The organism is Pseudomonas sp. GW823-FHT06B06 (assembly GCF_058795195.1).
The window spans coordinates 19584-39973 of record NZ_JBXAHO010000024.1 but is presented as its reverse complement, the minus strand read 5'-3'; the positions used below and the strand labels follow the sequence as shown (position 1 = coordinate 39973).

Genomic DNA, 20390 nt, shown 5'->3' with positions numbered 1-20390 from the left:
TGCGGGCTTTGTTGTTTCTGCTGCGTACTGATCGTTCCCACGCTCTGCGTGGGAATGCAGCCCGTGACGCTCTGCGTCACAACGGTGCCAGGGTTGGGATATGAGGTGAGGCTGGAACGCGGAGCGTCCCTTGAGGCATTCCCACGCAGAGCGTGGGAACGATCAGCCCGCAGACGATCACTCATCTGCGAGCTTCTTTACAGCGGGGCTAAGGCTACGCGCGGCGTTCGTGCATCCGCGCCAGCTGTCGCTCGAGCATCGACGGATAAGGCTCCATCAGCCGCTCCACGCAGCAGGCGCCTTCAGGGCTGGCGATCGGGCGGATCCGTGCGCGCTGGCGGATCAGGGCGTCGTCATTGATCTTGCGTTCCACCAGCAGCAGGTTGCGGCTGTGCTGCGACAGGGCCAGGGCATCCTGCGCGGCGTCGGTCAGCAACAGGTCGATCTGGCTCAGGCCAAACAGTTCGTCGCCCAGGGTCAAGCCAAGCTGCAATTGCAAGGTGATGCCGCTGTCGGCGACTTCGATCTGCAGTTGATGGCCCAGCGCCCGCAGCAGCTCGCCGCAGCAGATGGCGTTGGTCAGGTAATCGTCGCCGCTGTCTTCGTTGTGGAACAGCATCAGCGTGCTGCCATCGTTCAGGGTATGCAGTTCGCTCTGGTAGAGCGAAGCAGCCTGGTCGAGGCAGTCGCGGTAGCGTTTGAGCAACTCTTCCAGGCGTGTCCGGGGCAGGCGTCGCAGTTGTTCCTGTGAGCCCAACTGTACGGCCAGAACGGCGCTGTGCTGCGGCACGCTGGAGGCCACGGGCTTGCCCAACGGTTTGGCGGTGCTTGCTGGCGCATCATCGAGCAGATCGGCGAACGCATCGTCGTCATCATCTTCAACGGTACTGACGACACGTCGTGGCGCGGCCTTCATCGCGGCCATCGGGCGGCTTTCATCGAAACTCGGATCGCGCAGGTTACGCACTTCGAAGCCCGGTTCAGCATCGTCGTCCTCGGCATCGTCGAGTTCAGGTTCTGGCACGGGCTCCGGTTCAGCCGGTTCCGGCGCGAATTCGGCATGCAGCTGGCGCGCCAGGTCGCCGATCTCGTCATTACGCTCGGTGGCCGGGGTGTATTCGTCGATGTTGCGCAACCACACCCGCAATTGCAGTAGCGGCGTAGAGAGATATCGCCCCATGCGCAGGCTCAATGCCAGGGACAGGGCCAGCAGGATCGCGCTCAAAATCCCCATGCTCTGCAGGCTGATGGTCATCGGCTGCTGGAACTGATCCATGTCCAGGCTGATGCGCAGCTGACCGGCGGTCACGTCCTGGAAAGTGATCTTGCTCTGATAGATGCCTTCGGCCTCGCCCAGCAGGCCATGCTTGGGACGCTGGCCGGCCTCGGCAAGGATGCGGTTATCCATGCTGTAGATGGCGGCGTGGGCCACCAGCTTGTTCTTGGTCAGGTTGTTGAGCAGGACATTGAGGCTGAGGATGTCGTTGGACACCAACAGCTCGGTGGCGGAAGTGGCCGTCTGCATGGTCAGGCTTTCACCCAGCGCATCCGCCTGCTCGTGCATGGCCTGCTTGAACTGCAAACCCATCACGCAGGCGTAGATCACCAGGGCCAGAGCGACCAGGATCACGTTATGGCTGGCAATGCGCAATGCAATCGGTACACGGCGGTGGCGCAGTGCACGGAAGATCAGCAGAAAGAAGTTATCGGTTTTTACTGGCGTGGGCCGGTTCACTTGAGCTCGGCTCTTTTGTCCGTGAAGTTGACGCGCAGTATAGCGACAGGCCCTAGGCCGTCAAAGCGCTCACGGTGCCCGATGGTCACTGAATGTGGGTAGAATGCGGTTTTTTTCCACTTGCGGGGGTGCGCCTTGCGCGAAATCGTCCTGATAAACATCACGGGAGTCGACCGTCCGGGTTTGACTGCGGCCATTACCGGCGTTCTGGCCCAGGGTGGTGTGAACATTCTCGACATCGGTCAGGCGGTGATCCACGACACCCTGTCGTTCGGCATCCTGGTTGAAATTCCTGATACCGAACAAGGCAAGTCGGTGCTCAAGGACATCCTGTTCAAGGGCTATGAGCTGGATCAACAGGTGCGTTTCACGCCGGTGTCCGAAGAGGATTACCAGCAGTGGGTCGGCAACCAGGGCAAAAAACGCCATATCGTGACCCTGCTGACGCGCAAGGTCACCGCCGGGCAATTGCAGGCCGTGAGCTCGATCACCGCCAAGTATGGCTTGAACATCGATCACATCGATCGCCTGTCCGGGCGCATGCCTTTGGATACCCCGGACGATAAAGGCAAGGGTTGCATCGAATTCTCCGTGCGCGGCGAAGCAGCTGATCCGCAGGCACTGCGGGCCGAATTCCTCAGTGTCGCCCAGGAATTGAACGTCGACATCGCCTTTCAGGAAGACTCGTTGTTTCGTCGTAACCGCCGTCTGGCGGTGTTCGACATGGACTCGACCCTGATCGAAGCCGAAGTCATCGATGAGCTGGCCAAAGCGGCCGGCGTGGGCGACAAGGTTTCGGAAATTACCGAGCGGGCGATGGCCGGTGAGCTGGACTTCCGCGCCAGTTTCAAAGAGCGCCTGGCGTTGCTCAAAGGACTGGATGTGGGCGTGCTCGACTCGATCGGCGCCTCGCTGCGCCTGACCGAAGGCGCTGAAACCCTGTTCGCCGAGCTCAAGCGCCTGGGTTACAAGACCGCCATTCTGTCGGGCGGCTTCACCTATTTCGCCAAGCAATTGCAGGCCAAGCTGGGCATCGACTACGTGTTTGCCAACGAGCTGGAAGTGGTCGACGGCAAGGTGACTGGCGTGGCGATCGAGCCGATTGTCGATGCACAACGCAAGGCCGATCTGCTGAAGGAACTGGCACATAAGGAAGGCTTGCGCCTGGAGCAGACCATTGCGGTCGGCGACGGTGCCAATGACTTGCCGATGCTGGCGATTGCCGGGTTGGGCGTTGCGTTCCGCGCCAAACCGTTGGTCAAGCAGTCGGCCAAGCAGGCGATTTCCACCCTGGGGCTGGATGGCGTGCTGTACCTGCTGGGCTTCCGCGACCGCGACGGCCAGCTGTAACACCGCAGAACACCTGGAGCGAGCATGCTCGCGATGGACGTCAACGATGACGCGGGCATTCAGAATGCCCGCGTCGTCCTCAGGTTCATCGCGAGCAGGCTCGCTCCTACAGTAAAGGTGTGTATCAGGCCTTCGGCAGGCCCATACCCTGACCCATCCGCACCGGCGAACCCGCTACCAGCTCTTCAGCCCATTTCACCTGATCCGGCCCGAACAGCACGACAGCGGTCGAACCCAGTTTGAAACGACCCAGCTCCGCACCTTTTTCCAGGTGGATCGGCGCGCGTGCGGCTTCGTCGTAGCGGAAGGTTCTCAGCTCGCGTTTCGGTGGCGTAACCAGTCCAGCCCACACGGTTTCGATCGATGCCACGATCATCGCGCCCACCAGCACCACGGCCATCGGCCCGCGCTCGGTGTCGAAAATGCACGCCACGCGCTCGTTGCGGGCAAACAATTCAGGAACGTTTTCAGCGGTGGTCTGGTTGACCGAGAACAGGCGGCCCGGGATGTAGACCATCTCGCGCAGGGTGCCGGCCAGTGGCATGTGCACACGGTGGTAATCCTTGGGCGACAGATAAATAGTCGCGAAATCACCGCCCATGAACGGCGCAGCATTCGCCGCATCGCCACCCAAGAGTTCCAGCACGCTGAAGCTGTGGCCCTTGGCCTGGAAGACACGGCCGTGCTCAATCGGGCCGAGCTGGCTGACGGCGCCGTCCGCCGGGCTGAGGATCGCGCCCGGTGTCTCGTCCAGTGGGCGCGCGCCGTCTTTCAAGGCACGGGTGAAGAAAGCGTTGAAGTGCTCGTAGGCGGTCAGGTCTTCGACCAGTGCCTCGGACATGTTCACCTGGTAGCGCTTGGCGAACCACGCGGTGAACGCATTCTTGAACCAGCGCACGCGGCATTCGGCGATGCAGCCGGCCAGTCGCGAGAGCAGGTTGTGGGGCAGCAGGTATTGGCTGACGATAAACAGACGCTTGTTCATTAACTGTCCTTAAAAACCTTAAATCTCTACGGGCGTGTCGGGATGGTTACCCCATTCGCCCCAGGAGCCGGCGTAGCCCTTGACCCGCGGATAACCGAGAGCCTTGGCCACCAGATAGGTGAAGCCAGATCGATGGTGAGTCTGGCAGTGGGTAATCACTTCTTTGTCAGGGGTAATGCCGAGCTGTTCGAGGATCTGTGGCATGTCGGTACGGATGCGCAGGTTACGCGCCTTGTCCATGCCCGCGGTCCATTCGAAACTCACGGCGCCTGGGATGTGTCCGCCCTTGGCCGCCAGGACTTTCTCGCCGGAATACTCCAGTGGCCCACGTGCATCCCAGATCGCCAGGTCGGCAGCGCCGAGACGGCTTTGCAGGTACTCGCGGGTAGCCGTGGGTTCGTCGTGCAGGGTCAGCGCAACCGGGCCGCCAGCGGGTGGCGGGATCTGGATTGACATGGGCATGCCTTCTGCCAGCCAGGCCGTCAGGCCGCCGTCGACATAGTGATACTTGCTGTGGCCAATGACGTCCAGGAGCCAGATAAAGCGACCGGCCCAGCCGCCACCTTCGTCGTCATAAACGACATAGACGGCATCGGGGTTGTGCCCCAGCTCTCCAAACAACGTTTCGAGTGCTGCCTGCGGTGGCATCAGTCCCGGGGCGGGCGCCTGCCCCAGTTGCGTGCGTTTAGGATCGACAAAGCGCGCGCCGGGAATGTGCCCTTCGGTGTAGCGGGCAGGACTGGTCAAGTCCACCAGGATCAGTTCGCGGGCGTCGAGGCGGGAGAGCAAGTCGCTCGGCTCGATCACCAGCGGCAAGCCAGAGAAGTCAGACATGTGAGGTCTCCAGAGCACAAAAGGGGGGATTGTAGCGCAGCCTTATTGGCCGCGCTGGCTAAAGCTGTGCAGCGCTTTTTCAATGCATTGTGCGGTTTTGCCGAAGGCTTGCAGGGTGATGTCCGAGAATGGCCCGCCACCCTGGTCTGCCACGACGATCATGATTACCCGCCCATTGTTGAGCAGCGAACGCAACAACAAGTGTTCGCCGCTGAACTGGCTGCGCAGGCTGTTGGGCAGTAACGCGGAAAACTGAGCGTTGTTGAGCGGCGTGAGGCGAACCTGGGCCTGTTGCGCGAGCAAGCGTTGCAGCACGGCGCTTTGACTGACGACAAAGTTTAGGCCAGATGCTTCGACAGGCAGCCCAGCCGTCTGGTGCACACGCAGCTGGGTATGAGTACGGTCGGCCATCAGGATCATCACCCTGCGCATGCCGCAGGCAACCAGTGCGTCGCGGGCAGAGGTGGTCAGGTGGATGGCGTTGGTGAAGCGACTCGGCTCGACCAGCAACTCAGCGCATTGTTTGCGCCACTTCGCCAGGTCTTCGGCGGTGGGTGCCGGGGCTGGCTGCAAACTGGCATGCACAGGGCTCGTGCCCCATGGCCAGATCAGCGCGACAGCGGGATGCCAAAGGTCGGGCATGGCGTGATAACGCGCGCTGTTGGCGGCTTGCTGGTGCAGTTGTTGTTGCACCTCGCTCATCGGTATTTGCAAGTAGAGGCTGGTCAGGTACTGCCAGCGCTCACTGTGCGGACTGTCCCAGGCATGGTGCGCCGAGAGCGCCAGCCCGTTGGCTAAAAGTACCGTGTTGGCCGGTTGATTGAGCCAGCGGCGCAGGGTCGGGTCGTCATCCAGGCGGTTCTGCTGGCGTAGCGGATGCTCGCTGTCACGGGCAATGCGCAGAACTTTGACCAGCTCCCGTTGCTCGGTCAGCAACAGTCGATAGCCCTGTTGAACCCAGATCGGCAGGTGCCACAGGTTCACCAGGGCCAGGCCGATCTCCAGCAGGCGAGCGCCAAACAGTTGCTTTTCGACGGTGCGCGCCGATTCGCCTTTATGAATGACCCGCAGCTCCCAGTCTTCGAGCAGGTGCGGATGCGTCAGCGCCAACGGCCACAGTGGTGACAGAAACAGCAGGCTGCCCCAATGGATGTCCTGCCACAGGCGCGCCAGGCGGCTGGCAAAAAAACCGTTGGCCTGTTGGCTGGCGTGCTGGCTGATCAATTGCAACTGGCGCAGGGCTTTGGGAATCTCGCCCTGGGGCATGGCGGGCAGTCGCGCGAGCAGCTCCTCGGTGCGTTTCAAACCGAGGCGATTGATGGCGACCTCAAGATTTTCCGCAGGCTCAGTCATGCTGCCATGGCTGTGTCGGTTGGCCGCGCGAATCACGCTCAAGGCCAGGGCCGGACTGTCCTGCATCAAGTCGGCAATCTTGCGCACAGAGCTGCGACTGTCGCGCAAGGCCCGGCAGACACGGTCGTGACTGGCCTGCGGAACCGGCAGGCGTACACCGTCGAGAAGTTTGACCCAGTCTTCGAGCGTGGTCGGAGTTGGCGTTGGGGCGTTCGTGTTTTTAGCCATGTCTGGAGGCGATCATCGTCAACAATACCTATGCCCGGAGGGGGTCAAATTAGCTTTTCGCCTGAACTGGCTATAGTCTGGCGCAGTTTTGCCGATAAGTAGAAGAAGAGATTTTTTAACTTCCGAATATGACCTTGAACCCGACTCAGTAAGTGCTCTCCTACCTATGGCTAAAATTATCGGCATCATCGTCGTATTCGCGAGCGTGCTCGGCGGATACGTGCTCTCCCATGGCAAGATTGCCGCCCTGATCCAGCCTTTCGAGGTGATGATCATCGGTGGTGCGGCCCTCGGTGCATTCCTGCAGGCCAACCCCGGTTACATGACCATGCACGTGCTCAAGAAATCCCTGAGCATGTTCGGTTCGCGTTTCAGCCATGCCTTCTATCTTGAAGTGTTGGGCCTGATCTACGAGATTCTCAACAAGAGCCGCCGCGAAGGCATGATGGCCATCGAAGCGGACATCGAAGATGCCGCGGCGAGCCCGATCTTCGCCAAGTACCCGACGGTCCTCAAGGATGAGCGCATGACCGCGTTCATCTGTGATTACCTGCGCATCATGTCTTCCGGCAACATGGCGCCCCACGAGCTGGAGGGCCTGTTCGACATGGAGCTCTACAGCCTCAAGGAGGACCTGGAGCACCCGTCCCACGCGGTGAACGGTATTGCCGACGCCATGCCCGGTTTCGGTATCGTCGCGGCGGTCCTGGGTATCGTGGTGACCATGGCCTCGCTGGGTGAGGGCGACCAGAAGTCCATCGGCCTGCACGTTGGTGCGGCACTGGTCGGTACCTTCTTCGGTATTCTCGCGGCCTACGGTTTCTTCGGCCCGCTGGCGCATTCCCTGGCCCACGATGCCAAGGAAGAGCTGAACGTCTACGAAGCTATCAAGGCCTCGCTGGTGGCTTCCGCTTCCGGCATGCCGCCGTCGCTGGCCGTGGAGTTCGGGCGCAAAGTCCTGTACCCGGCGCACCGCCCAAGCTTCGCCGAGCTGGAACAAGCGGTTCGTGGTCGTTAAGCCATGGAGAACAATCAGCCGATAATCATCAAGCGCGTCAAGCGCATCGCCGGCGGGCATCACGGGGGCGCCTGGAAAATCGCCTTCGCCGACTTTGCCACAGCGATGATGGCGTTCTTCCTGGTGTTGTGGCTGTTGTCCACCGCCACCCCGGAACAGAAGATCGCCATCGCCGGTTATTTCAAGGACCCGATCGGCTTTTCCGAAAGTGGCACGCCGTACATCATTGATCTCGGCGGCACGCCGACCATGGCGCCGGACAACACCCTCAACCCCGAAATGAAGACCCAGCCGCAGCCGGACAAGGTGACGGTCGACGTCGAACAGGTCGAAGGCATGGCCGAGATGGTGGAGAAGGAGCGCCTGGAACTGCTGCTGCAAGAGTTGCAGAACAAGGTCGAAGAGAACCCGCAACTGCAGAAATTCAAAGACCAGATCCTGTTCGAGATCACCCCGGACGGTTTGCGTATCCAGATCGTGGACGCCGAGAACCGGCCGATGTTCGACTCAGGCTCAGCCCGCCTGAAACCCTATTTCGAAGACATCCTGCTGGCCATGGCCGATACCATCAAGGCCGTGCCGAACAAGATCAGCATTAGCGGCCATACCGACGCCAAGCCGTACAGCGGCACCGGTGAATTCGGTAACTGGGAGCTTTCGGCCAACCGTGCCAACGCGGCGCGTCGTGCACTGGTGGCGGGCAGCTATCCCGAGTCGCAAGTGGCGCGCGTGGTCGGTTATGCCTCGTCGGCGTTGTTCGATCGTGAGCATCCGTTCAACCCGGTCAACCGTCGAATCGACATTGTTGTGCTGACCAAGAAGGCACAGCGTGCCATCGAAGGTTCGCAAGGCGCCGAGCCTGCTCCCGATGTACCGCAAGGTTCTGCCGCTCCGGCTGCACCGGTCGATCCGAACGCATTGCCGGCGGACAAGGAGCCGCTGCCGGCCCACGAACTGCGTGAGCGCTTGAACCTGTTCGATGACCCGGCGCCGAAGCCGGGTGAGCCGGCCAAGCAGTGACCTGACACTGGCTGTTGGGGCCGGCTTGCTGGCGATGGTCGTTGACGATAACGCGTGCTGCCTGGATGCACTCGGCGCATTTGAGTCTATCGCCAGCAAGCCGGCTCCTACAGGGGTTGGGTGAGAAAATCAGAAACCTCGAATGATTCTGGACTTCAAGTCAGTGTGGAATCGATCGGCGTTAGTCCTGTTGACGCTGCGCACCGACTCACTGCCCGTCACCGATTCCAATGACATCGAACGCTTGACCGTCAACTCGTTGCGATAAGCATCGATAAAGAACTCGATATCCCTTTCGCTGCTCAGCTTCGGCCATTTGTCCAGGTACAGCGGCAGCTCTGTCGGTCCGGTCTTGAACGAGCAGATACGCCGATTGGTGATGGTCGCCTCGCCGATTTCGAAGGGCACCCACCAGGACAGCGCGGTTTTCTCCGAGACCACCGCCAGCAGGTGCGTGCATTCGCTGATGTTGCGAGTGATCACCCCGGTGATGTCGTCGGTGGTCTGGGATTCGGCATCCAGTACGTCGAGGTAGGTCTTGATGTTGGCCTGGATCAGGCGCGTGTTGATGCTGATCGCGTAGGTGCGGTCCATGTGGCGGTAGCTGATAAACACTGGCATCAGAAATGTCCCTTGATCGCGAGTTCGCGGTAATAGGCGCCGAGAGCGGTGAGGCGGCAGCCGGTGGAGTGGATGGCCGCGTAGTACATGTGTTCGGCGTCCACCGGTTCGACCAGGCTGTGGCGGTTGCACTTTTGCAACTGGGCGAAGACCTCGCCTTGTTCGGCATTGAACTCGGGTTCGGTGGGCTCAAAGCTGGGGGCGAGGGGGTACGTCGACTCCGCTTCGGCAAACCACTCGGGGAGTTTGCGCAGGATTTCCTTGGGAATCAGCGGTGATACTTCGCGCAGGGAGATGAACTGCGAGACGTTGGTCTTGAACACCGGGCGCTGCTCCCAGGCATCGAGCGCGTTGTCGACAAACGCATACAGGCTGCCGGGGGTGATCTTGCCCAGGATGTTCGCCGCTCCGCCGTGCAAGGCCTGGAGTAACAACCCGGTAAACACACCGTGTTGTGCGCCCTCCATCGCCGGCTCTTCCTTTTTGCAGGCGGTCAGGATGGTCATGCCTTCGCCGACCACGCTCCCCTCACTGCGCAAGGCGCGCACCTCGCCGGCCGAGCCGCTCTGGCAACAGTCGAGAATGATCACTTTGTTCTTGATCTTCGTGGCCTTGCTGGCCCAGTTCAGGATGTCGCTGAGGCGAATCCCGTCCTTGGCGCTCCTGTAGTCCTGCGGGATCAACATGCCTTCGTCTGTGTCGATATCGAAGCTGCCGTGGCCGGCGAAATACAGCAGGGCGACATTGCAATCCCCGGAAAACAGCTCGCGGATCTGGTCTTCGAGTTTTTCCCGGCCCAGGTAGTCCTCGGCGGAGGTCAGCACGATGTTCTTGAAGTTCGGATCGCCATTGGCGTCGGTCTTCAACACCGAGGCCATGGCCATGGCGTCGTTGCTGCAGCCCCTCAGGCTCGACACATGGGTGTAGTCGTTGATGCCGATAAACAGTCCCTTGCGCATGGTTACACCGCCGTGTGCTGGCGAATAGCGGTGACGATGCTATCGGTGTTCCACGCACATTCGGCCTGTGCCGCGTCACGTACCCGCGTGTCAATGCGCTCGGTAGCCAATGGCTTGAACGCAATGATCATCTTGCCCGAATGACGGATGAACAAATGGTAGGTCTGCATGGGTATCCCTCAGTGTCGCAGGAGTGCGAAGAGGGTTTGAACCTAGGCGATTGCCGGGCGGCCACAAGGGACTGGCGCGAAAAGAGAAATGTCCTACAAACAAGCGTGGGTAGGCCTTACAGAAAAGTCTGATGTTTAAATGGAGGGGAAGACGCAGACTCCAACCACCCCGCTGAAGCAGGGCGGTCGGCACATCTGTTTAGTAGCCGTTTTCCGGCAGGCTGGCGATGATCGAGCGGTAGCTGTTCATCCGTTGCTGTTGCACGCGGCCGTCTTCCAGGGCCTTTAGCAGGGCGCAGCCGGGTTCGCGGTCATGCTTGCAGTCGCGGAAGCGGCAGGTGCCGAGCAAGTCGTTGAACTCGATGAAGCCGGCTTCGACGTCGGCACGGCTGACGTGGCCCAGGCCGAATTCACGGATGCCGGGGGAGTCGATCAGCTCACCGCCACCGGGGAAGTGGAACAGGCGCGCGGTAGTGGTAGTGTGGGTGCCCTGGCCGGACAACTCGGACAACGGGCCGACGCGGGTTTCGACTTCCGGCAACAGGCTGTTGACCAGCGACGACTTGCCGACGCCGGACTGGCCGACGAACACGCTGATGCGCCCGTCCAATTGCTTCTGCAGCTGTTCCATGCCGTCGCCGTGGTGGGCCGACACTTCCAGCACCGGGTAACCCAAGGTGCGATAGACCGCGAGCAGGGCATTCAGCGCCGGGGCGTTGTGCTCGTCGATCAGGTCGAACTTGTTCAGCAGCAGCAGCGGCTTGATGCCAGCGTGTTCGGCGGCTACGAGGTAGCGGTCGATCAGGTTGGCATGGGGCTCAGGCAGTGGCGCGAACACGATGACGATCATGTCGACGTTCGCTGCAACAGGTTTGAGCTGGCCACGGCTGTCCGGGCGGCAAAGTTCGGTGTTGCGTGGCAATTGCGCCACGATGACGCCGATTCCCTGGTTGCCGGCACGCCAGACCACCTGGTCGCCGGTCACCAGCGCAGGCAGGTTCGCGCGCAGGTGGCAACGGAACACTTGGCCGGCCAGCGCGCCATCGCGGGCTTCGACTTCGACCTGCACCCCGAAGTGGGCGATAACCAGGCCGTGCTGTTCCGGGCCCAGATCGCCGCCCTCAAGTGCCTCGACAGCCGAGGACTCGCGTTTGGCGGCGCGGGCAGCGCGTTCGCCCTGAATCTTTTCGATGCGCCAGTTTTGACGACGATTGAGTTGGCGTTTGGCCATGGGTGTTCCGTAGTAATAATGCAGCGATTAGGTAAAACGGCCGCGAGTTTAGCACGCCCGGCCACCGGCCTAGGCTAAACTGCGCAGCATTGCCTAGGAGCCGACACATGCAAAACCCGCAGAACCTGATCTGGATCGACTTGGAAATGACCGGTCTGAACCCGGATACCGATGTCATCATCGAAATGGCCACCATCGTCACTGACAGCGACCTGAACACTTTGGCCGAGGGTCCGGTGATCGCGATCCACCACAGTGACGAAATTCTTGCCGGCATGGACGAGTGGAACACTCGTCAACATGGCGGTTCGGGCCTGACCCAGCGCGTTCGCGACAGCCGCATCAGCATGGCTGAAGCTGAGGCGCAAACCATCGCCTTCCTGGAGAAGTGGGTGCCCAAGGGCAAGTCGCCAATCTGTGGCAACAGCATCTGCCAGGATCGGCGCTTCCTCTATACGCACATGAAATCCCTGGAAAGCTATTTCCACTACCGCAACCTCGACGTTTCGACCCTCAAGGAGCTGGCCGCTCGCTGGGCGCCGGACGTGCGTGACAGCTTCAAAAAGGGTAGCACCCACCTGGCGCTGGACGATATCCGCGAGTCAATCGCTGAGCTGCAGCATTACCGCCAGCATTTCATCAAGGTTTGATCAGGTTGAGGGGTAACGCCACAGGTTTGTGATGTGTGTGCTGCCCTCTTTTGGTGCTCGGGCGAAGTGCGTAGACTGCGCGCCTTTTCGCAAGGACTGCCACCATGTTGCTGATGCTTTACCTGATCGCCATCACCGCCGAAGCCATGACCGGTGCCCTGTCTGCCGGCCGCCGCGGCATGGACTGGTTCGGCGTGGTGCTGATCGCGTGCGTCACGGCGCTGGGCGGTGGTTCGGTGCGCGATGTGCTGCTAGGCCACTATCCGCTGACCTGGGTCAAACACCCGGAATACCTGGTGCTGACCACCATTGCAGCGATGATCACGGTGTTCACCGCACGCTGGATGCGCCATCTGCGCTCGTTGTTCCTGGTGCTGGACGCCGTCGGCCTGGTGGCGTTTACACTGATTGGCTGCATGACCGCCCTGGAAATGGGGCATGGCATGTTGGTCGCGTCGGTCAGCGGTGTGATCACCGGAGTTTTCGGTGGCATCCTGCGGGATATCTTCTGCAACGACATTCCGCTGATCTTTCGGCGCGAGTTGTACGCCAGTGTTTCCTTCGCGGCGGCGTGGTGCTACATGCTCTGCCTGTATCTGAATCTTCCTGGAGAGCAGGCGATCCTGATTACATTGTTCGGCGGCTTCCTACTACGCCTGCTGGCGATCCGCTTCCATTGGGAAATGCCCAAGTTCGTCTACAACGACGAAGCGTAACGCTGCGATCCCCTGTAGGAGCTGCCGCAGGCTGCGATCTTTTGACCTTAAAAAATCAAGGTCAAAAGATCGCAGCCTGCGGCAGCTCCTACACAAGACCGTGTTGTTTCAGGGCCCACTCGACGTGTTCGCGCACCAGTTCGGACGGATGTTCGCGTCGCGCCTTCAACGCCTCCAGTACCGGAATCGTTGAAGGCGCATTTCCCAAGCCCACCGCCAAGTTGCGCAGCCAGTTTTCGTAGCCGGTCCGGCGCAAGGGAGAACCTTCGGTGCTGCTGAGGAATTTATCCTCGTCCCACATGAACAACGCGGCCAGTTCAGCGTTGTCCAGGTTGTGCCGTGGCTTGAAATCGCTTTCGCCGGACGGACGGGCAAAGCGGTTCCACGGGCAGACGATCTGGCAGTCATCGCAACCGAACACCCGATTACCGATCAGCGGTCGCAGCTCTTCGGGGATGGCGCCCTTGAGTTCGATGGTCAAATAGGAAATACAGCGCCGGGCGTCCAGCACATAGGGGCCGACGAAGGCGTTGGTCGGGCAGATGTCGAGACAGGCGCTGCAGCGGCCGCAGTGTTCGGTGGCATGGGGTGGATCCACGGGCAACGGCAGGTCGACGAACAGTTCGGCCAGGAAGAAATAACTGCCAGCCTTGCGATTCAAGACCAGGGTGTTTTTGCCGATCCAGCCCAGACCCGCTTTCTCTGCGATGGCTTTTTCCAGCACGGGAGCGCTGTCGACAAACGCGCGATAACCAAACGGACCAATCTCGGCCTGGATTTTTTCCGCCAGTTGTTGCACGCGTTTGCGGATCAATTTGTGGTAATCGCGGCCCAAGGCATAACGCGAGACGTAGGCTTTTTCCGGTTGGGCGAGCAATTGCGCCATTCTGGTATCGCCCGACAGGTAGTCCATGCGCAGCGATACCACGCGCAAAGTGCCTGGTACCAGTTCTTCGGGGTGCGAGCGTTTGCTGCCGTGGGCGCCCATGTATTCCATTTCGCCGTGGTAGCCGGCTGCAAGCCAGCGTTCCAGGTGTTGCTCATGCTCGGCGAGGTCCAGGCCGCTGATGCCGACTTGTTGAAAGCCCAGCTCACGGCCCCAGTCCTTGATGGATTGGGCGAGGGCAGGCAGATCTGTGGTAATAGCGGGCATGAGGCGAGAGAAACCGGAGCTGAGGTGCGTATAATTCTGCCAGACATCGGAGCCCGTAGACGCATGCCGCACACTAAAGATGATTTACCCGACGCGCTGTACAGCGCCGCGCAGGTCCGAGGGCTCGATGCGAGCCTGATCGCGGCTGGCACATCGGGCTTCGAATTGATGCATCGCGCCGCACGGGCCACCTGGCGAGCGCTGGTCCGGCATTGGCCGGCGGCGAATGAATTAACGGTGGTCGCAGGCCACGGCAATAACGCTGGCGACGGTTACCTGGTTGCCGTGCTGGCCAAGCGCGGCGGGTGGACGGTACGGGTTCTGGCGGCAGGCGATCCCCGGCAGCTGCGCGGTGATGCGGCTTCGGCCCATGCCGAAGCGGTGTCCGAAAACGTGGTCATCGAAGCGTGGAGCGCGCAATCGGACTACCGGGGCATTGTCCTCGACGCCTTGCTCGGTACCGGCTTGGCCGGTGATGTGCGCGAGCCGTACGCCAGTGTCATCGCCGCGATCAACGCCAGCGGCCTTCCGGTGGTGGCGGTGGATATCCCCTCCGGGCTATGCGCTGATACCGGGCGCATCCTCGGTTGTGCCGTGCGAGCCGATCTGACGGTAACCTTTATCGGCTTGAAGTTGGGGTTATTCACCGGCGACGCGGCAAATGTGGTGGGCGAGCGGGTGTTCAATGACCTGCACGCCGATCCCCGGCTGCTCGAGGGGGCGCCGATTACCGCCCGACGCCTGACAGCCGGCAACCTGCCGCGCCTGGCCGCCCGCAGGGGCGCTTCCCATAAGGGCCAGTTCGGCCACGTATTGCTGATCGGTGGCGATCGCGGGCTGGGCGGGGCAATCCTGTTGAGCGCGCAAAGTGCATTGCGCAGCGGCGCGGGCATGGTGTCGCTGGCGACCCGCCCCGAGCATGTGCCGGCTGCCCTGGCCCGGATCCCCGAGGCGATGGCGCTGGGCGCTGCGTCGGCCAATCAACTGATGGATTTGCTTCAAAAGGTGTCCGTATTGGTGGTCGGCCCTGGACTGGGGCAGGGTGCATGGGGGAGAAGCTTGTTGTCGGCCGCCGCCAACGCACCCCTGCCGCAAGTCTGGGACGCCGATGCGCTGAACCTGCTGGCGGAAGGCCGGGTGAGCTTGCCCAAGGGGTGCGTGATCACGCCGCATCCGGGAGAAGCCGCTCGGTTGCTGGGACTCAGCACTGCCCAGGTTCAGGCCGATCGCCCCGCGGCGGCCCATGCACTGAGCAAAAAATACACAGCAGTGGTGGTGCTCAAGGGGGCCGGCAGTCTGATCGCCTGTCCTGACGGGCGGCTTGCCGTGTGTCATCAAGGTCATCCGGCAATGGCTGCCGCCGGTCTGGGCGACGTGCTGGCAGGTCTGGTGGGTGCGCTGCTGGCCCAGGGCATGGACGCGTTCGATGCGACTTGCCTGGCCGTCTGGCTACACGCCAATGCCGGTGAACGCCAAGGTAAATTCGGCCGTGGACTGGCGGCCAGTGATTTGATACCAGCCATTCGTCAGTTGTTGGAGGAGCAAGCACCGTGTCTGAAGTAACCCTGTACCTGGCCGATGAGCAGGCTATGAGCGACTTTGGCGCACGTATCGCCCGTATCACCGAGGGGCATGGCCTGATCTTCCTCGAAGGTAATCTGGGGATGGGGAAAACCACATTGTCCCGGGGTATCATTCGTGGTTTGGGGCATGTCGGGGCGGTCAAAAGCCCGACCTTCACCCTGGTCGAACCCTATGAGATCGGCGACATTCGTGCCTTCCATTTCGACTTGTATCGCCTGGTCGATCCGGAGGAGCTGGAATTTCTCGGCATCCGCGACTATTTCGAGGACGATGCGCTGTGCCTGATCGAATGGCCCGATAAAGGTGCAGGCTTTTTGCCAAAGCCCGACCTGACCATTACCATTAGCCCGCAAGACAGCGGGCGTTCGCTGAAAATTTTACCCAGGGGTTCGCGTGGCGAGGCCTGGTGTGCCGCTTTGGCATTGGAATCCAAATAGATGATGGGGTTAGGTATGCGCTTTCGCGCGTTGGTTGCTGCCGTAGGGGTGATGTTTCTGGCGGTGACCGTCGACGCTGTGGCCGAGACGAAGGTCAACAGTGTTCGCCTGTGGCGGGCTCCGGACAACACGCGGCTGGTGTTCGACCTGTCCGGTCCGGTGCAGCACAGCGTCTTTACGCTGACGGCCCCGGATCGCCTGGTCATCGACATCAATGGCGCGAGCCTCGGTGCGCCGTTGAACGTCAACTCGTCCAACACCCCGATCACCGCGATGCGCTCGGCACAACGTACGCCGACCGACTTGCGGGTGGTCATCGACCTGAAAAAGGCGGTGACGCCAAAAAGCTTCTCCTTGGCGCCCAACGCCCAGTATGGCAATCGCCTGGTGGTCGATCTGTTCGATAACCCGGCCGATGCCGCGCCACCGCCACCAGTGCCGACGCCATCGGTGGCCACGGTGCCGGCCGTTCCGGTCACGCCATCCGAACCTTCGATCAAGCTGCCTCCCGCACCGGCCGGCAAGCGCGACATCGTTGTGGTAATCGATGCCGGTCACGGTGGTGAAGACCCGGGCGCCTCCGGCTCCCGTGGTCAGCGCGAGAAGGACGTGGTGCTGCAGATCGCCCGTGAAACGCAGCGCCAGGTCAATGGCATGAAAGGCTTTCGCGCGGAGCTGACGCGCACCGGCGACTATTTCATTCCATTGCGTGGCCGTACGGAAATTGCCCGCAAGAAAGGCGCCGACCTGTTTGTCTCGATTCACGCCGACGCCGCGCCTTCTGCCGCGGCGTTCGGTGCCTCGGTGTTCGCCCTGTCCGATCGTGGTGCCACTTCGGAAACCGCGCGCTGGCTGGCTGACAGCGAAAACCGTTCGGACCTGATCGGGGGTGCCGGCAACGTCAGTCTCGACGATAAGGACCGCATGCTGGCTGGCGTATTGCTCGATCTGTCGATGACCGCGTCCCTGACCTCCAGCCTGAACGTCGGCCAGAAAGTGCTGAGCAACATCGGCCGGGTCACGCCACTGCACAAGCAACGCGTCGAGCAGGCCGGGTTCATGGTGCTGAAGTCGCCGGACATCCCGTCGATCCTGGTCGAAACCGGGTTTATCTCCAACGCCAACGAAGCCTCGAAGCTGGCTGCGTCGAGCCACCAGCAGGCGCTGGCGCGCTCCATCAGCAGCGGCGTGCGCCAGTTCTTCCAGCAGAATCCGCCACCGGGCACTTACATTGCCTGGCTGCGTGATTCCGGAAAAATCGCTCAAGGTCCTCGTGACCATCGGGTAAACCCGGGCGAGACGCTGGCGATGATCGCGGTGCGCTATCAAGTGTCCCCAGCGACCCTGCGCAGCGCCAACAACCTGTCGAGCGATGAGCTCAAGATCGGCCAGCACCTGACCATCCCAGGCACTGAACTGGCGGCCAAGGAATGAACGAAGTCGTGAACAACAGCGCTCGCATCGAGCTGCTCAGCCCACGGTTGGCGAACCAGATCGCCGCCGGCGAAGTGGTTGAGCGGCCGGCTTCGGTGATCAAGGAGTTGCTGGAAAACAGCCTCGACTCCGGCGCCAAGCGCATCGATGTCGACGTGGAGCAGGGTGGCGTCAAGTTGCTGCGGGTGCGCGACGATGGCAGCGGCATTTCCGCCGATGACCTGCCGCTGGCCCTGGCGCGACACGCCACCAGCAAGATCCGCAACCTGGAAGATCTTGAACAGGTCATGAGCCTGGGCTTTCGCGGTGAGGCATTGGCATCGATCAGTTCGGTTGCGCGCCTGACCCTGACGTCGCGCACCCGCGATGCCGAGCAGGCCTGGCAAGTCGAGACCGAGGGCCGTGACATGGCGCCGCGGGTGCAGCCTGCGGCTCATCCGGTGGGTACCTCGGTCGAGGTGCGTGACCTGTTCTTTAATACTCCAGCACGCCGCAAGTTTCTCAAGACCGAAAAAACCGAATTCGATCACCTGCAGGAAGTCATCAGGCGCCTGGCCCTGGCGCGGTTCGACGTGGCCTTTCATCTGCGTCATAACGGCAAGACCATCCTCAGCCTGCACGAAGCCCGCGACGATGCAGCTCGCGCCCGGCGCGTGGCGGCCATTTGCGGACCCGGGTTCCTGGAGCAGGCGCTACCGATCGAAATCGAGCGCAATGGCCTGCATCTGTGGGGCTGGGTAGGGTTGCCGACCTTCAACCGCAGCCAGGCGGACTTACAGTATTTCTTTGTCAATGGTCGTGCCGTGCGCGACAAGCTGGTGGCACACGCCGTGCGCCAGGCTTATCGCGACGTATTGTTCAACGGCCGGCATCCGACGTTCGTGCTGTTCTTCGAGGTCGACCCGACGGGCGTCGATGTCAACGTGCACCCCACCAAGCACGAAGTGCGCTTCCGTGAAGGGCGCATGGTTCACGATTTTCTCTATGGCACCCTGCACCGTGCCTTGGGCGATGTGCGGCCGGACGATCATCTGGCGGCGCCGGTTGCGACAGCCGCAGTGCGGCCTACCGGCCTCGAAGCCGGTGAGTTCGGCCCGCAGGGTGAGATGCGCCTGGCCGCCAATGCGCTGCTGGAACAGCCTCAGGCACAGCCTTCGATCAATGCGCCCGCCGGTTCGGGGGCAGGGGCTGGATATCAATATCAATACACCCCGCGTCCCCAGTCAGCTGTTCCGGTTGCAGAAGCACAGGCCGCCTATCGCGAATTCTTCGCGCCGTTGCCCGAGGCCAATGCGGTAGCGCTGCCAGCTGGTCAGGACGACATTCCGCCGCTGGGCTACGCGCTGGCGCAGCTCAAAGGCATCTACATCCTTTCGGAAAACGCCCAGGGGCTGGTGCTGGTAGACATGCATGCCGCTCATGAGCGGATCATGTACGAACGCCTGAAAGTCGCCATGGCCAGCGAAGGCTTGAGCGGGCAACCGCTGCTGGTGCCCGAAACCCTGGCACTCAGTCAACGTGAAGCCGATTGCGCCGAAGAGCATGTTGCCTGGTTCCAGCGCCTGGGCTTCGAACTGCAGCGCCTCGGCCCGGAAACCCTGGCCATTCGGCAGATACCAGCCTTGCTCAAACAGGCTGAGGCCAATCGACTGGTGGGTGACGTGTTAGCCGACTTGATGGAATATGGCACCAGCGACCGGATTCAGGCGCACCTCAACGAATTGCTCGGCACCATGGCCTGCCATGGCGCGGTCCGGGCCAATCGGCGCCTGGCCCTGCCGGAAATGAACGGTCTGCTGCGCGACATGGAAAACACCGAGCGCAGCGGTCAATGCAACCATGGCCGACCGACCTGGACCCAGCTGGGCCTGGACGATCTGGACAAACTGTTCTTGCGCGGTCGTTGATGAACCAGTTCCCCCCTGCGATTTTCCTGATGGGCCCGACCGCCGCCGGCAAGACCGACCTGGCCATCGAGCTCACCAAAGTGCTGCCCTGCGAGCTGATCAGTGTCGATTCGGCGCTGGTCTACCGCGGCATGGACATTGGTACCGCCAAGCCATCAAAAGAGCTGTTGGCAGAGTTCCCGCACCGTTTGATCGATATTCTCGACCCGGCCGAGGCCTACTCGGCGGCAGATTTCCGTCGCGATGCCCTGCAAGCCATGGCCGAGATCACCGCGCGGGGCAAAATTCCGCTGCTGGTCGGCGGCACAATGCTCTATTACAAGGCGTTGGTTGAAGGGCTTGCGGATATGCCGGCCGCCGACCCGGAGGTCCGCGCGCAGATCGAGGAAGAGGCTGCACGCCTTGGCTGGCAGGCGCTGCACGAGCAATTGGCGGTTATTGACCCGGTTTCCGCGGCACGTATTCATCCGAACGATCCGCAGCGTTTGAGTCGAGCGCTGGAAGTTTACCGTGTCAGCGGTCAAAGCATGACTGCGCTTCGCTTGCGACAATCTGCGCAAAGTACTGAAGCAGCCGCTTCGGGACGGCAACAATTGCCCTATACTGTCGCGAACTTGGCCATTGCTCCGGCGAATCGCCAGGTACTGCACGAGCGAATTAAACAAAGATTCACCTTAATGTTGGAACAGGGATTCATCGACGAGGTCCTAGCCCTGCGTAATAGAAGTGACCTGCATACAGGGTTGCCGTCTATACGTGCGGTGGGCTACCGCCAAGTCTGGGATTACCTGGATGGCAAGCTGACGTCAGCCGAGATGCAGGAGCGTGGAATCATTGCCACGCGCCAATTGGCGAAGCGCCAGTTCACCTGGCTTCGCAGTTGGGCTGATTTACACTGGCTGGACAGTCTCGATTGCGACAATCTGCCGCGCGCCTTGAAATACCTGGGGACCATCTCCATATTGAGCTGAGTCCTTGCAATTGCCGTCTATCCTTGGGGGTGGG

The 20390-nt window shown here is 61.3% G+C and carries 19 protein-coding genes; 10 read left to right on the top strand and 9 right to left on the bottom strand.

The genetic code is table 11. The features are described from left to right. Positions 1-214 precede the first annotated feature (214 nt). Positions 215-1735, bottom strand: a complete 1521-nt coding sequence (locus tag AC1Q8Q_RS21055; RefSeq protein ID WP_020798561.1) for an AhpA/YtjB family protein — start codon at positions 1733-1735, stop codon at positions 215-217. A gap of 135 nt (positions 1736-1870) precedes the next feature. Here AC1Q8Q_RS21055 and serB point away from each other — a divergent pair, with 135 nt between their 5' ends. Then, positions 1871-3085 carry a phosphoserine phosphatase SerB gene (gene serB / locus AC1Q8Q_RS21050; protein ID WP_020798560.1) on the top strand — a complete coding sequence of 405 codons (1215 nt, stop codon included), beginning with the start codon at positions 1871-1873 and terminating at the stop codon, positions 3083-3085. 124 nt (positions 3086-3209) lie between these two features. On the opposite strand, the gene asd is transcribed toward serB, so the two are convergent. The 3 genes from asd to AC1Q8Q_RS21035 are packed head-to-tail and all read right to left on the bottom strand — an operon-like array spanning position 3210 to position 6485. Further along, the gene (asd, locus tag AC1Q8Q_RS21045; RefSeq protein WP_492615460.1) at positions 3210-4070 is read right to left on the bottom strand and encodes an archaetidylserine decarboxylase; all 861 of its coding nucleotides are present in this window, start codon (positions 4068-4070) and stop codon (positions 3210-3212) included. Positions 4071-4088: 18 nt separating this feature from the next. Continuing rightward, the gene (locus AC1Q8Q_RS21040; RefSeq protein ID WP_033043512.1) at positions 4089-4904 is read right to left on the bottom strand and encodes a rhodanese-like domain-containing protein; all 816 of its coding nucleotides are present in this window, start codon (positions 4902-4904) and stop codon (positions 4089-4091) included. 42 nt (positions 4905-4946) lie between these two features. Then, positions 4947-6485 (bottom strand): HDOD domain-containing protein, encoded by a 1539-nt coding sequence (locus tag AC1Q8Q_RS21035; protein WP_033043513.1) that lies wholly within the window; start codon positions 6483-6485, stop codon positions 4947-4949. A gap of 166 nt (positions 6486-6651) precedes the next feature. Here AC1Q8Q_RS21035 and motA point away from each other — a divergent pair, with 166 nt between their 5' ends. Beyond that, positions 6652-7503 (top strand): flagellar motor stator protein MotA, encoded by an 852-nt coding sequence (gene motA, locus AC1Q8Q_RS21030; protein WP_008063575.1) that lies wholly within the window; start codon positions 6652-6654, stop codon positions 7501-7503. Positions 7504-7506: 3 nt separating this feature from the next. Continuing rightward, positions 7507-8523 carry a flagellar motor protein MotB gene (gene motB / locus AC1Q8Q_RS21025; protein WP_151143881.1) on the top strand — a complete coding sequence of 339 codons (1017 nt, stop codon included), beginning with the start codon at positions 7507-7509 and terminating at the stop codon, positions 8521-8523. A gap of 129 nt (positions 8524-8652) precedes the next feature. Here the strand turns inward: motB and AC1Q8Q_RS21020 are convergent, their stop codons facing one another. The 4 genes from AC1Q8Q_RS21020 to rsgA form a co-directional block, all read right to left on the bottom strand. After that, positions 8653-9144 (bottom strand): toll/interleukin-1 receptor domain-containing protein, encoded by a 492-nt coding sequence (locus AC1Q8Q_RS21020; RefSeq protein ID WP_492615459.1) that lies wholly within the window; start codon positions 9142-9144, stop codon positions 8653-8655. Further along, positions 9144-10103 (bottom strand): caspase family protein, encoded by a 960-nt coding sequence (locus AC1Q8Q_RS21015; protein WP_492615458.1) that lies wholly within the window; start codon positions 10101-10103, stop codon positions 9144-9146. Before AC1Q8Q_RS21015 ends, AC1Q8Q_RS21020 begins: the two co-directional genes overlap by 1 nt. Positions 10104-10105: 2 nt before the next feature. Beyond that, positions 10106-10273 (bottom strand): hypothetical protein, encoded by a 168-nt coding sequence (locus tag AC1Q8Q_RS21010; RefSeq protein ID WP_020798552.1) that lies wholly within the window; start codon positions 10271-10273, stop codon positions 10106-10108. A gap of 199 nt (positions 10274-10472) precedes the next feature. Then, positions 10473-11504 carry a small ribosomal subunit biogenesis GTPase RsgA gene (gene rsgA, locus AC1Q8Q_RS21005; RefSeq protein WP_033043516.1) on the bottom strand — a complete coding sequence of 344 codons (1032 nt, stop codon included), beginning with the start codon at positions 11502-11504 and terminating at the stop codon, positions 10473-10475. A gap of 107 nt (positions 11505-11611) precedes the next feature. Here rsgA and orn point away from each other — a divergent pair, with 107 nt between their 5' ends. Together orn and AC1Q8Q_RS20995 are read left to right on the top strand one after the other, a co-directional pair. Beyond that, the gene (orn, locus tag AC1Q8Q_RS21000) at positions 11612-12154 is read left to right on the top strand and encodes an oligoribonuclease (RefSeq protein WP_020798550.1); all 543 of its coding nucleotides are present in this window, start codon (positions 11612-11614) and stop codon (positions 12152-12154) included. A 104-nt stretch (positions 12155-12258) separates the two neighbouring features. After that, entirely contained in the window at positions 12259-12870 is a 612-nt protein-coding gene (locus AC1Q8Q_RS20995; RefSeq protein WP_008064122.1) for a trimeric intracellular cation channel family protein, read from the top strand. 88 nt (positions 12871-12958) lie between these two features. Here the strand turns inward: AC1Q8Q_RS20995 and queG are convergent, their stop codons facing one another. Continuing rightward, complete coding sequence (queG, locus tag AC1Q8Q_RS20990; protein WP_492615457.1) at positions 12959-14023, bottom strand: tRNA epoxyqueuosine(34) reductase QueG; 1065 nt, start codon at positions 14021-14023, stop codon at positions 12959-12961. Between the two features lie 63 nt (positions 14024-14086). Here queG and AC1Q8Q_RS20985 point away from each other — a divergent pair, with 63 nt between their 5' ends. From AC1Q8Q_RS20985 to miaA, 5 genes are read left to right on the top strand one after another with little or no spacing between them, the layout of a single operon-like run. Beyond that, complete coding sequence (locus tag AC1Q8Q_RS20985; protein ID WP_033040629.1) at positions 14087-15586, top strand: bifunctional ADP-dependent NAD(P)H-hydrate dehydratase/NAD(P)H-hydrate epimerase; 1500 nt, start codon at positions 14087-14089, stop codon at positions 15584-15586. Then, positions 15574-16044, top strand: coding sequence for a tRNA (adenosine(37)-N6)-threonylcarbamoyltransferase complex ATPase subunit type 1 TsaE (tsaE, locus tag AC1Q8Q_RS20980; RefSeq protein WP_033040627.1), 471 nt, complete (start codon positions 15574-15576; stop codon positions 16042-16044). Before AC1Q8Q_RS20985 ends, tsaE begins: the two co-directional genes overlap by 13 nt. 51 nt (positions 16045-16095) lie before the next feature. Beyond that, entirely contained in the window at positions 16096-17478 is a 1383-nt protein-coding gene (locus tag AC1Q8Q_RS20975) for an N-acetylmuramoyl-L-alanine amidase (protein ID WP_404821820.1), read from the top strand. Beyond that, positions 17475-19385, top strand: coding sequence for a DNA mismatch repair endonuclease MutL (gene mutL / locus AC1Q8Q_RS20970; RefSeq protein ID WP_492615456.1), 1911 nt, complete (start codon positions 17475-17477; stop codon positions 19383-19385). Before AC1Q8Q_RS20975 ends, mutL begins: the two co-directional genes overlap by 4 nt. Continuing rightward, positions 19385-20356, top strand: a complete 972-nt coding sequence (gene miaA / locus AC1Q8Q_RS20965; protein WP_033040623.1) for a tRNA (adenosine(37)-N6)-dimethylallyltransferase MiaA — start codon at positions 19385-19387, stop codon at positions 20354-20356. The genes mutL and miaA overlap by 1 nt, the downstream gene beginning before the upstream one ends. The last annotated feature ends 34 nt before the right edge of the window (positions 20357-20390 follow it).